The sequence below is a fragment of the Methanolobus sp. WCC4 genome, from assembly GCF_038022665.1.
GTDB lineage: Archaea > Halobacteriota > Methanosarcinia > Methanosarcinales > Methanosarcinaceae > Methanolobus.
Genome location: NZ_CP150629.1, coordinates 1,871,622 through 1,884,792 on the forward strand (window position 1 = coordinate 1,871,622; position 13,171 = coordinate 1,884,792).

At 44.5% G+C, this 13,171-nt stretch carries 12 protein-coding genes and 1 pseudogene; 1 reads left to right on the top strand and 12 read right to left on the bottom strand.

The annotated features are described in order from the left end of the window. Positions 1-48: 48 nt before the first annotated feature. The 12 genes and pseudogenes from V7O63_RS08985 to V7O63_RS09040 form a co-directional block, all read right to left on the bottom strand. Positions 49-312, bottom strand: coding sequence for a type II toxin-antitoxin system RelE/ParE family toxin (locus V7O63_RS08985; RefSeq protein ID WP_340818114.1), 264 nt, complete (start codon positions 310-312; stop codon positions 49-51). Continuing rightward, positions 312-548, bottom strand: coding sequence for a hypothetical protein (locus V7O63_RS08990; protein ID WP_340818115.1), 237 nt, complete (start codon positions 546-548; stop codon positions 312-314). Before V7O63_RS08990 ends, V7O63_RS08985 begins: the two co-directional genes overlap by 1 nt. A 444-nt stretch (positions 549-992) precedes the next feature. After that, positions 993-1,715: a matrixin family metalloprotease gene (locus tag V7O63_RS08995; protein WP_340818116.1), complete on the bottom strand. Its 723-nt coding sequence runs from the start codon at positions 1,713-1,715 to the stop codon at positions 993-995. Between the two features lie 422 nt (positions 1,716-2,137). Then, positions 2,138-2,632, bottom strand: coding sequence for an N-acetyltransferase family protein (locus tag V7O63_RS09000; RefSeq protein WP_340818117.1), 495 nt, complete (start codon positions 2,630-2,632; stop codon positions 2,138-2,140). Positions 2,633-2,718: 86 nt separating this feature from the next. After that, the gene (locus tag V7O63_RS09005; protein WP_340818118.1) at positions 2,719-3,240 is read right to left on the bottom strand and encodes a MarR family transcriptional regulator; all 522 of its coding nucleotides are present in this window, start codon (positions 3,238-3,240) and stop codon (positions 2,719-2,721) included. Between the two features lie 294 nt (positions 3,241-3,534). Then, the gene (locus V7O63_RS09010) at positions 3,535-4,332 is read right to left on the bottom strand and encodes a DUF5714 domain-containing protein (protein ID WP_340818119.1); all 798 of its coding nucleotides are present in this window, start codon (positions 4,330-4,332) and stop codon (positions 3,535-3,537) included. 30 nt (positions 4,333-4,362) lie between these two features. After that, complete coding sequence (locus V7O63_RS09015; RefSeq protein ID WP_340818120.1) at positions 4,363-5,253, bottom strand: SDR family oxidoreductase; 891 nt, start codon at positions 5,251-5,253, stop codon at positions 4,363-4,365. 2 nt (positions 5,254-5,255) lie between these two features. Continuing rightward, positions 5,256-6,683: pseudogene (locus V7O63_RS09020) on the bottom strand (aldehyde dehydrogenase family protein); the annotation flags it as partial. Positions 6,684-6,701: 18 nt separating this feature from the next. Then, positions 6,702-7,544 (bottom strand): hypothetical protein, encoded by an 843-nt coding sequence (locus V7O63_RS09025; RefSeq protein WP_340818121.1) that lies wholly within the window; start codon positions 7,542-7,544, stop codon positions 6,702-6,704. 269 nt (positions 7,545-7,813) lie between these two features. Further along, the gene (gene mtbA, locus V7O63_RS09030; protein WP_340818122.1) at positions 7,814-8,833 is read right to left on the bottom strand and encodes a methylcobamide:CoM methyltransferase MtbA; all 1,020 of its coding nucleotides are present in this window, start codon (positions 8,831-8,833) and stop codon (positions 7,814-7,816) included. A gap of 348 nt (positions 8,834-9,181) precedes the next feature. Further along, entirely contained in the window at positions 9,182-9,847 is a 666-nt protein-coding gene (locus tag V7O63_RS09035; RefSeq protein ID WP_340818123.1) for a corrinoid protein, read from the bottom strand. Between the two features lie 415 nt (positions 9,848-10,262). Further along, complete coding sequence (locus tag V7O63_RS09040; protein ID WP_340818124.1) at positions 10,263-12,431, bottom strand: FAD-dependent oxidoreductase; 2,169 nt, start codon at positions 12,429-12,431, stop codon at positions 10,263-10,265. Positions 12,432-12,772: 341 nt separating this feature from the next. On the opposite strand from V7O63_RS09040, the gene V7O63_RS09045 reads away from it, so the two are divergent. After that, the gene (locus tag V7O63_RS09045; RefSeq protein WP_340818125.1) at positions 12,773-13,114 is read left to right on the top strand and encodes a hypothetical protein; all 342 of its coding nucleotides are present in this window, start codon (positions 12,773-12,775) and stop codon (positions 13,112-13,114) included. Positions 13,115-13,171: the final 57 nt, after the last annotated feature.

A 13,171-nucleotide genomic window follows, 5' to 3' on the forward strand; every position in this document is an offset into this window, starting at 1 on the left:
AAATGATGCGTTCATCTGCGGTTATTGACTAAAACAGTGAAGTATTTTTCAGTACTTCCTGTATATCTTCTTCCTATGACCTACTTCAATAACGAAGATGACCAGCTTTTCCCCTTCAATGCTCATGATGACACGATAATCTCCCACTCTAAGTGAATAAATGGGTGAGTCGGGAAATCCTTTGAGCTTTTTAACGTGATCTTTTGGATTCTCACTGATATCTTTGATGGAAGTAACTATCTTTGCTGCAATGTCCCGGGGGAGTTTCTTGAGATCCTTTAGTGCAGCAGGTGAATAGAGAATAGAATACATTACCTGAGCCCCAGTTCTTTCTCAACCTCTTCCTGTGTATGATATCTTCCACGTTTGAGGTCTTCCAGTGAATCCTCGATCCTTTTGATAGTCTCATCACTCAGGGGTTCCTGGTCGTATGCCATATCAACCAGCCGGGAGACCACATCATTATAGGTTTCTCTGGGGAACAACTTCAACTTATCAAGGCTTTCCTTTAGTTGAGGGTCGATCTTTATAGTGGTAGCTACTGACATATACTATAGTATAGTGTAGTATACTATTTATTGGTGGTGCTGATCTGATAGTTTGTGTTGTGGATGATTACTGATCATCTTCCTTAAATAATTGATAGTTATAGGACCGTCAGTAGCTTATATCATAAAGTACATATAATCACTTGGTTACAAGGGAGTAAGCTGTAAAATGGGGCAACGTTCCGGGCGAGACCGAAATTGGGATCGTACCACAATGACCTTCATTTGCGCGTCATTTGGATGAAGTAAATTTCAGAATAGGATAGAAGGTCTTATTCAACCCAGGCTTCATCAACGCATAGCTGAAATGAAGTGAAATTCAGGACGGGATAAAACCCGATCCCGTAATAACCTTCAACACCTTGTGACCACCATATTGGTTTTATGGTCACATTTTTGATGTCTCATTAATTTTATAACTAAAAATGAAATAAAGAGGAGATCTTATTCTCCGTATAATGCTTTTATGCCTAATATATCACCGAGTCCCAGAGTTCTCTTTTTAGTTTCTCCGACCGCACTGTATCCATACATTGTCAGTTCTGTACATTTTGTAATATATAGATCATTCAATCCATTGTGTCCAAACTCATGTGTTGCTATATTTTGCACATCCATTTTTGTCTTCTCACCGTTCGTGCCCCACTCTATATTGCTATTAAGTTGAACATCAGACTCCACTATTTCACCTGTTGATGTATAGAACCAGAATGTATTCATGGCAATTATCGTACCAGGGCCGGTAGGTCCAAGATCGCTCCACATTACTACATTTTTCTCATCCCTCACTTGTGCAGTTGTAGTTGGAGCACTTTTCTCAGTTCCTTTTTCCGCCGAAAGCAGTTTAAAGCCTATTGCATCATTCCATGGTTTTAAACTATCCTTTATAGCACTAAAAGCCTCACCTGTACCTAAACCACTATCTTCAACATAAATTTCATACTCTACAGTTTTATACCACCTGACTTTAGCTGGTAACAACTTGTACATTTCAACTTCATCATCCCACTCCGTTCTAGAATTATCAGCCGACTTTGCATAATGGATAAAAGTTATTTTCTGGATATCTGACGGTACATTATCTGGCTTGTTATCTGCTGCCACCCCTATACTCGCTGTGCTCAAAACAAACACAGCTAACACTAAACCAATGATCAGCTTATTCACTTCATTTACCCCCATTACATTAGTTGATCAGACCGGATAATTTTGGGATCATCCTCAAATTTTGCAATATATTCAGGGTGCATTCGTATCCCTAAATGCTCATTTCCCACAACCCGAATCTAGCGATTAACCACATAGAATATTGTTTTCAATACAAATAAAGTAATTCCAGAATTAAGAGTTGTTATTATTGAGTTACGTGCATCGGTACGGAATCCAATAATATTGATTAGCAGGCTCTTGATGTGAAGAAAGCTCAAGAGTCCAAGTATCATATAAATAGTTTAAATATGCATCATAATACTTATTAAACCAAAAATCATCATCATCGTCAACACTCTTGACTCAATGTCTTTGCACTCAACAGAGTATTCACTATTTCCTGCATAAAACAAAAATGCCATAGAGCCTGTAGTTAGATATTAAATGAATTTTTGCATCCAGACCGTATCGAAGGTGGTACCATGTTTAATTCCAACTTCAGCAAACCGACCACATTCTGAAAAACCTTTCTTTTTGTGAAACATAAGGCTTTCTTCGTTAATGGATGAGATATTGGCAAGGAGAGAATGAATATTGATATCTTTTGCCTTCGATACAAGTTCTGCCAGTAGCATGCTGCCTATTCCCTTACCTTTGTACCCATCTTTTACAAAATAAGTGGTTTCAGCTGTTACTGAGAACGAAGGAATTGCTGAGTGTGGACGAAGCATTCCAAATGCTACAATCTCATTCTGTTCATTTTTTATGACCACGGAAGGATATCCGGTATTACTCTGCATTAGGATATCAAAGAACTCATATGGGACCTTGTTCTCAAAATATGCTGCGAAGCTGTTCTCTACATAGTAGTTGAAAATGTCTATTATTTCATTCCTGTGAGAAAGGTCGATAGATTCTATAGTGTACTCTGACATACAATCCCTCAATTTGAATCAAGCATTGTATTTGGTATAGCACCTGAACTATTTAAGTTTAGCTACTAAACTATATGGGTCGATCGTCACTTATTTGAATGAGTTCGATGAAAAGGCACTTTTATTTTATCCCTGACCTGAGAACAATTGTCCATCATTTCTTCAAAACTGATAAATATTCTGTTCAGTTTATCTTTTTCTTCCAATGACATTTTTTCTATTTCTGCACATAACTTGGCATTAACAGCTTCATGATACGCTTTGTGCCATTCAAAAGCTTCCTGTCCCATTTCGGTCAGGCTGAGAACAACTGTTTTCTTGTTATCCGGCATTTTCTCTTTTCTTATGTACCCTTTATCTTCCAGTTTTTTTGCAGTCTGAGAGACCGCACCCTTGGTTATGCCAAGTCTGCATGCTAACTGGGAAACACTTTCATGAGAATAACGACCTGCCATATCTATCAGATGCACTTCAGAACTATGAAGTATGATACCATGTCCGATGTCCACAGGCTCTTTCTCAATGGAGACAGCCTTATTTATAAGCCTGACAAGCCCATCAACAATAGCAATTACATCTGCCTCCTCTTCACCGGATCTGTCAACCATATAAACAATCAAGTTGTCTGTTTCAGTATCTAAATCTTACCGATCCGAGTTGATGGTCATGTTCCTGTCACATCAGGAGATCACGGTCAATTATCTGTCATCAGATTGATCATAGTATTTCTGCATACAGTACTTAATAGCCGTGATCTTTCCAAGAATTAATTATCCGCGATCATGACAGGTATGTACGATCTCGTGAATCATTCATACGAGGATCTTTACAGAGCCGTATTTTCATTATCCTATTATAAGGTCACAGAACGCAATAGCATGAACCATAAAAGAAAACAGAATTCACCCCTCACTCCGATACCTGCAATCACTGTCACATTCCTTATTGTACTGGGTATACTCACACCTGGCATTGAAATCAGCCTTCTCATACCAGCTGAGGTCGAACATATCGGAGAGGTACTTCATTCCTTCTTCAAGTGAGATACGGGTCGATTTCTTACAGCATCTGGCTCCACCAGCATCGGCTATGCATTTAAGGGTACAGGCAGTAGCCCAGTTGGCATGTGCTCTTTCCGCGGGTGTGAGGGGTGTGGCTTCCAGCAGCACGCACATTGCAATACCCACTCCTATTCCAGCAGCACATGCTCCATAAAGACCACAGTAGCCACCGGGAACCATGCTTCCACGTCTCATTGCTTCCACGATCGGTCTCTTGTCAGTATTCCCTGTATAGTTCTGGTAGGCAGCAACAAGGACCGCAGGGATAAGAGCATGATGTTCCGGTCCATGCATATGGATACTGGGATGCTCCATAATGATCTCCGCAATGGTCAGCGGGTCAGCGATTTCCGTCGTCTTGCAGATATTCTCAATAACGTCAATGGCATCTTTGGAATGACATCTGTTACATACATAATGTTCTTCCTTGCACACGAAGTATGTTTTTTCCTCTACTTCGCAGTAATGACATGTGGCATTCACAGGCTCGCTCAGGTAATCCACTTCGGCACCGCAGACAAGACAATCGGTCTTACAACCGCTCTTTCCACCCATATTCGAAACCTGTATCACAGGAACATGAGTGCCCTTCATCCCACAGACATCGTTCTTTTCATTTTCCTTATATACAATATTCATTCTTATCACCTCAAATACATCACAAATACATCATTGATCAGCTCCCTTTTCAGGTGAGCAGATGAACATCTCCTTTGGAAGACCCCCGGCGGTCTCCCTCAGTTCTGAACGTGACAACCTCATCAGCCAGCTTACAGGCAGACGGCAGGCAATGTGATGCAGCAGACCAAGTCCTCTGCCGGGTATCACCACATCCCTGTCACATTGAAGTGCACGCCAGGTATCACGTGCAACAACGCTGGCATTCACCGACATCCATGAACGGAATGCTCTTGTGTGTTCCATCCCTGCTGCCGTCCTGAATCCCGTATCCTTCACAGCGGTCGGACAGACGGCCATCACCCTCACATTCAGTCCCTTCTCCTTCAATTCGTAGTTCAATGCCCTGCTGAAGTTCAGCACAAAACTCTTGCTGGCGCCATAAGTGGCAAAATACGGATTCGGCTGGAAGGCCGATATCGAGGATACATTGATTATCCTTCCTTCATTTCGCTCCACCATCTCCTTCAGGTAGAGCCGTGTCATCCGGTAGAGTGTGATAACATGCAGTTGCAGCATGTCAAGTTCCCTCTCCTCGTCGATCTCATTGACAAAACCATATGTCCCGAAACCCGCACAGTTTACAAGTACATCGATCATCAGTGAGTGTTCACGGGTGAATTCACGAACCTTAGTTGCAGCATCCGGTTCAGAAAGATCCTGTTCCAGCAGGAAAATGCGCATATTCAGGTTGATACACTGTAAGGGGTCCCTGACCTGTTTCAAATCCTCTTTATTCCTGTCAACCAGCACAAGGTCGTAACCATCCCTGGCAAAGAGCTTTGCGAGTTCCTGACCGATACCTCCTGCTCCCCCGGTTATGAGGACTGTCTTCCTGCACTTTCCAGCGATATGGTCTGTGTTACTGTTATTTTGCCCCATGCTCACATCCACCTGTACAATGCTTTTACCATCCACAATACACGGTCGCTGTATGGAGGATAGATAATATCCAGCGAACCCCACTTACGGTGGATTACACTTCGTTTGTTAGAGAATTCCATGAAGCAATGGAAACCAAGCGACTTACCCATACCACTGTTATTCACCCCTCCAAAGGGCAGGTTCGGGTTGCTGTAACCGAGCATGTAGTCATTGATGACGGTCCCGCCGGCAGGAATCCCGTCCATGAAATATCGGATGTTCTTCCTGTCGTTACTGGCTATATAGAGCATCAGCGGATTCGGATGCCTTCGTATGATATCCTTGACCTCTGACCTGTCACTGTAGGTAATAACTGGAAGCAAGGGTCCGAATATCTCTTCCTGCATGATATTCATATCCTCGGAGATATTGTCCAGTAGTGTAGGTGGGATGAACAGGTCATCCTCTTCGAAGTTCCCTCCTGTAAGCAGGCTGGCACCCCTGTCCAGTGCATCCTGGTACAGGGAGCTAAGTCTCAGAAAATGATGGTGATTTATGATCCTGCAGTAATCAGGTGAGCTTTCCGTACCCCTGCCGGACCTGTTGTAGAGTTCTGTGACCGCTGACCTGAACTCTTCGATGAACTCTCTCTTTTTAGAATCGTGAATGATAACATAGTCTGGTGTCACACAGGTCTGACCGCAGTTGATCGATTTTGCCCATGCCAGTCTTCTTGCAATACGTTGGATATTAGCGGTCTCATCTATGATGGCAGGTGACTTCCCTCCAAGTTCCAGGGTCACACTGGTAAGATGCTCTGCAGCTTTTCCCATGACTATCTTCCCGACACGAGGACTGCCTGTGAAGAATATGTGGTCGAAGGGCAGTTCCAGCAGCTTCGTTGCCACTGTTGCATCACCTTCTACAACAGCTACCTCGTTCACTTTGAACAGTTCGCTTATCATCTTTTTGATATAGGCTGAAGTATGGGAGGAGATCTCACTGGGTTTCAGTATAACAGCATTGCCTGCTGCTATGGCGTAGACCAGAGGTACAAGGGAGAGGTTGAGAGGAAAGTTCCACGGAGACATAATGAGAACCACTCCCTTTGGATCATAGCGTATATAGGACCGGGTACCGAGCAATGGCAACGGTGTGGAGACCCGGTGGTCCCGGTCCCATTTATGCAGATTCTTTTTCAGATAGGATATCTGGGCCTGGATAACGCCCACTTCTGTTGCTATGACCTCTACCTCTGGTTTTCGCAGATCATTGTAAAGTGCCTCGTAAAGCTCCTGCAGGTTATGTTCATCCTTAAGATAATTATCGATACGAAGCACACGCTCAAGCCTTTCTTTTACATCAAGTGCTCCCGGTCCGGAAGCCTCTTCTTTCTGTGATGCGAATATGGTTCTGATGTCAGGCTGCATGGCGTGTATCACTTCGTTCTGTTGTTCATTCGTATCTTAAACTGAGATGAATCCAAGTAAGAGGAATATGTAGAAGGTAGTAAGGACGGATCCGGCAACAACTTCCTTTGTATTCCTTGATATGGTCCCTTTTGAGAATCCATCGATCGTCAGGCATACCCAGAGCAGGAACACATATCCGGCCATCAGGGATATGAGCGAGAATTCCGGGTGGGACCATGTACCCAGGATCTCTCCCGTAAGCTCTGTGAGGACTGTGAAGAAAGCAACGAAATATGCAAGTCTTATTCCCTGGAAGTTCCTGAAGAGCATGAATGCAAGTGTGAACTTCATCAGTATACTGATCGGTTTCAGGGACAGATCGAACACCATGTGATCAATTGCTATCAATACGGCAAGACTGACCGGGATAAGGATATTCGTCAGGCTGAACCATTTTTTTTCAGAATAGTCCTTCTCGAAGATCTCCCACAGGTTATAGGATGACCAGAATATCGTCCCATATCCCGGGATCAGCCATATTGGGGATCCGCCTATAAATCCTCCAAGGTAGGTGAAATACCCGTATCTGACACCAAGGAGCTCATGGACATAACCGAACACCGATGCGATCACGAGGAAGATCCTGCCCTTCTGGTCTGTGTTCTTCCAGAAGAGTATCCATAGCAATGATAGCACTGCCATTGGCAGGAACTCATCAACGGTAGTCCTGTAGTATATCAGGACACCGAATATGGTCGAGAGCATGAATATGAAGAAATAATGGGGAGTATTGAGAAGGATCCTGCTCTTCTCTTCAAGTGAGACCTTCATATCTCCAAGTTGCAGAGGATTTCGAAGGCTCTGTGTATCTAAGAATACCTTTAATTGAGATATCATGTCGATCACTACATTTTTTATGGATTGTGAGGGAATTAGAGTTACATCTCCTGTTTTCAATCAAATGTGAGGGTTCCCTTATGAAAAAATAAAAAAGCCAGTGTTGATAAGGCACTGGCCAGGGAAGTGTGGAGGTAGATCTCCGGATAAAACCTGATGCGCTTGATATTCAGGTTCCATCATATCAAATGAATAATCTCTCCTGACAGAAGGTCATTGAACATGAAAGATACGATCGGAAGAGACTATTTTTGATTATGCTTTTTATTTCAATACTTGTGGCCTTTGACCATTTCGACCATTGCCTGCAGATTGGCATTCGGGGTCTTACTGACGATACCGCATCCCGGTCCGAGAAGTCCCACTCCTGCCTCCAGTATTCCCTGTGAGACATCTTTGATCTCTTCAGGTGACATTTTCCACAGGGCACTTACAGGATCGAGGTTACCAACGATAACCGCCTTATCCGCCTTGCTTAAAGCGGTAGCAACGTCAACGTTCTGGTCCACACTGATGGCGTCCACTCCTGAGGATTCCATAAGTCCGAGACTTGGTGTAGTATCACCACATATGTGCAATACTGTTGCAACGTTCAGCTCATGCATTGCATCGACTATTTTCTTGTGTGCAGGTACGACGAACTTCTGGTAGAACTCGTCACCGATGAGCATTGCACTTGCTGTAGGGTCGATGATCACCATGGTGTCTGCTCCGTTCTCGACCATCTTCTTTGCATATTCGATGTTGAACTGGGTGGTAAGCTCCATAAGAGCGAATCCGAATTCCTCATCTGTCATAATGGCCATGAACCAGTCGTCACCGTTCATGTGCTGTGCAAGGGAGAAAGGACCGAGCATGCTGCCCATTATCGGCAGTTCTTCGCCGTATTTCTCTGCAAGGATCTTGATCGCTTCACATACAACGCCGATCCTTCCCTGACTGATATCATAGTCTTTGAGTTTCTCGATGTCCTCTGTGGAGCTGACCACATGGCCGACCACTGAAGGCTGCTGTTCTTTAGTACCATCTTTTATCTCGCATCCGAAGAACTCGGCCTCTGCTGTGATATCAAAAGGAACACGAACTGCTTCAAGACCAATGACGGTGTGACCTGCTTCTGCAAGTGTTGCCATCTTCTGCGCATCATTGTTTGCTTCCGGCCAGAAGGCACCACAGGCTTCCATCTGCTCTACGGTTCCTGTCTGTGTTACTGAGATCGCTGGCATCCTGTCAACTGCTTCTCCTCTTAATGCACGTGCCAGTCTCTCTTTAGGTGTGTATTCATCCATTGAAGTGAACTCCTGTAATTTTTATGATTATGAAATGGGATCCGTATCAGGGATCCGGATAAATTTGTCCTGTTGATATTCTGTGAAGTGGATATAGGATGACCGGGACCATCTGACACCTCCATTCCTCTATACTTTAATGTCAGGGTCCCGTCATCATACTACAGGAATGGCACCGACCATTCGCATATGCATACAGGCTGCCTGGCGAGTCTCTGATATTTCGGCAGCCGGTATTGATGGTTGGTTGTTGCTTTGTGTGACCTATCGGATCCACGAACCAGGGCTTTGTCGTGGATCGGATAAGGGCGAACATGTAACAGTGCCTGTCCTGCAGTCATTTCATCTTTAGCTCCACCTTTCAGGTGCAAGAGCTGCTGCTGCTTCCTGTGCCCATCTTGCAGCTTCCATGGCATCGGTCTTTGTTGCATCTGCACCGATCTCAACTGCAAAGTCTGCTGTGATAGGTGCACCGCCGATGATGACCTTCAGGTTGTCCCTGATGCCCTTGCTCTCAAGACTGTCCATGACTCTCTGCATGTTGTCCATTGTGGATGTCATGAGTGTGCTCATGGATACGATGTCTGCCTTGTGCTCAGCAGCAGCTTCTGCGAACTGCTCAACAGGTACGTCCTTTCCAAGGTCGACAGCTTCAAAACCAACAGCGCTCATCATTGTCTTGACGAGGTTCTTACCGATGTCATGTACATCTCCTTCCACACTGCCGATGATAAGGACCTTCCTTGCACCGTCGCCTTCGCTCTTGATGTGTGGTATGAGTATGTCCATACCTCCGTACATTGCATTGGAAGCCATCAGGAGATGTGGCATGAATGCCTGCTTCTGCTCATATCTCTCGCTCATGATCTCCATGCCCTTTGCAAGACCATTTATCACTGCAATGTAAGGGTCAATGCCCTCGTCCAGTGCCTTCTGTGACAATTCGATTGCCTGGTCTTTCTTTCCGTTAACAACTGCATCTGTAAGTCCGTTGATGATCTCATTTTCTTCCATAGAATACCTCCGATATCTTGTCAACATCCAGGAACTGGACCGTTCTGTTCTCATATTCCTGAACATTGGTTCGTTAATGATTTCTTATGCCAACAGAACAGACACTGGATCTGTAATAGTTGACAATTCACCATTGCCCCTATGAATATATATAATAACTTCCAGTAATTAATCAACAGATTACTTATTATCAATACTATATTCTATATTCAGAATATGAATCTTGCAGATCTGCTATTCGTAATCCACAGCTTGCAGGAAAACCCAGGTATGAAAAAAAAGAATACCTTTGATATTATCAAAAGCATGGATATATCGGTCTCCGGATAGAATGTGATCTCATTGATCACAGGAATTTCAGATAATTGCCAGATATCTGTAAATGAGAATTATCAGATACATCCTATATGTATCATCAGATATTCCTTGCTATCTCGTTAGCCCCTGTGATAGCTTCCCATACCCTGCCTGGTTCGCTTGCATCACCCACACAATATATCTCAGGTGCAGCATCCGCTTTTAGCAGTTCATAGTAAAGCTTATCGTCCGCCTGTCCTCCAGTGGCGAATATCACAAGGTCAGTATGGATGACGATCTCCTCGACATCGTCAGGGTCGGTCTTCTTTTCAAAAGGGTTCCTTACATTCTCAGGGATCAGTGGCTTCCAGGGTGTATAAGGGTCCTTTCTCCCCCTGTTAGCCTTGATATGGACCTGGCCATCTGAAAAGCGTACTATCTCTGAGAAATTATACACTCTGACAGGTTGCTGAAGAGCATCTTCCTCTTTTCCGGAAGGCGACCCTTTCCCCATCATCATCCACAACATCTGTGCCCGATTGGCATGGGTGGTCTCCGGCATCAGTTCCTTATTTCTTCCAATAATAGTGACATTGCTTCCTTTTTCACGGGCAAGTGAATAGGCGATCTCACATCCGAGCATCCCGCCACCTACCACTATTATATCTTTAGCATCTGCAGGTAGTTCCATATCACTGTTCAGGAATTCCCTTGCTTCGATGTGTTTTATAGCTTCGATCCCTTCTATGTCAGGTGATCTGGTCCTGAGGCCGTTACAGCAGATTATGACATCATACTCTCCGTCAATCTCATCGGTCCTGATCTCCCTTTCTAACTCTACCTTCAGCCCTTTCTTCTCCATAAGCCTGACCTGGTACTGCAGGTTTTCGAGATATCTTCTGATATCATGCTTTATTGTCATCTTACCGGCAGTGAACAATTGTCCACCTATCCTGTCGGTCTTTTCAAAGAGAGTGACATCATGTCCTCTTTTGCAGGCTGTCATAGCTGCTTCACAACCGGCAGGTCCGGCTCCGATGACAGCTATCTTCCTTATAGTATCTGTCCTGACCAGTTTCTTAGTATCCTCAAAACCGGTGTAAGGGTTCACTGAGCAACAGGGATGTCCTCCTTTTTTGAACGATTCCATACATCCCTCGTGATCGCCTATACAATGGATGATCTCCTTTGCCCTGTTCTGCTTTACCTTGACAGGCCAGTATGGGTCGGCCAGTAGTGGTCTTCCAAGCATTACAAAGTCTGCCCATCCCTGACCAAGCACTTCTTCTGCAACCTCAGGTTTTCCGAGTTTGCCCACAGCTATCACTTTTGCACCGATGTTCTCCTGCCTGAAGAACTCCTTCAGCCTGCCAGCCATCTCCTTCGCATAGATCGCATCATCGAAATAGGATGGAGGATGCGGCCAGAACCAGTTATCGTAGCAACCCCTGTCGACATCGAAAGCATCCACTCCTGCCTCATGGAGAGCCTTGCAGAACTGTAATCCCTCTTCTATCGTCCGTTCCTTTCCATGAAAACGTTTCCTGAATACCGTATCCCCGTAACTTTCCTGCAACGCCTGTGTCAGGTCCAGTCTGTATATAACGGGAAAATCCTCTCCACAGCGTTCCTTTATCTCCCTGACAACGTCGATACCGAACTGGAACTTGTTCCTGTACCTGCCGAAGCTCCTGCGGTTCCAGGGTGCGGAGGTCAACTGGTCCATCAGGTATCCTTCATGGCCGTGCAGGTGGACCCCATCGAATCCTGACATCTTTGCATTGGCTGCACTCTGTCCCATCATTTTGATGATCTTCCTGATCTTACGGTCCGAAAGGGGAAGATGTGGTACCTGGGGTATGTAGAAGTTCCTGTTCCAGGAGGCGGATCTTAATATCTTACCTTTCAATGCAGGTTCAGGAGATCCGACCCTTCCAAGACCGGGGGATAGCTGGATAAAGATCCTGGCTCCATAGGGTCTTACGGCTGCTGTGAGATCCCTCCATCCGCTGAGTCTTGTTCTTGAAGAACCATCGATACGCGGGAAATATGTAGTGTTATTCTCTTCGTAAAGACAGGGGTCGATCCCATAGGACACCGGGACAAGGCCCGTTATGAGCAGACCTGCACCTCCTTTTGCCCTTTCTTTGAAGTATTCTATCATCTTATCAAGAGGGCGGCCGGTAGGATCTGCCATGTTGATATTTCCGATAGGTGCCATTATGATCCTATTCTTGAGATGGCATTTTCCAATGTATGATGGCTCGAACAATCTCCGGAATTCCATGTTCCATCCTCACAAAAGACCTGCTCTCATTTTTAAGACACCATTTTTGATCGTTGCGGTTTTAGAATAGTAATGCACGATGGTTCTGCATAGTGCATTTAGTTCTTTTCAGATATGTCCTGTATACAGGTTAGATATCTTCCGGCATTTTTATAATGCAAAATATGCGCGTAACCGACTATTATATCTGATCCTTTTGTTATGATCAAGGCTTCGATCCAATCAACGTCTTTGTTTTTTTGTCGGTCACGGATTTCTTAGACCTATTTGATTTTCCAGTATAATTCGTTATATATAGACAAGAACTCAAAATCATGTATGGCAGTCAATAGGTGAAAGAGATGTCAGACGAAAAAAGATTTATCGATGATCTGAGGCGCGATGAAAGGTATTCTTTCGAGTTGCAAAGGAAAGGTGTCAACAAGAGCTTCTATGATGCGAACAGGATGTTACATTGTCCCGAATGTGGTACAACCTTCAATCTGTTCTACTCAAGGGCAAAACTATGTGCAGGATGTCCGAGTCTGGTCAGGGGCTGTGAACTTGCCAGATGTACCCACTGTCATACGGAATTCCCGCTGAATAATTTCATGTCAAAGCGTTCTTCACGGGTGACCTCTAATTATATCGAGTCGGTTATCAAGCGATATCACGACACCTTTGGAGAAAGACCGGGGCAGTAAGATCGTATCGGTCCGATCTTATATGCAGGTGGTAAAAATGTGTGTTCTGTGTCAGTA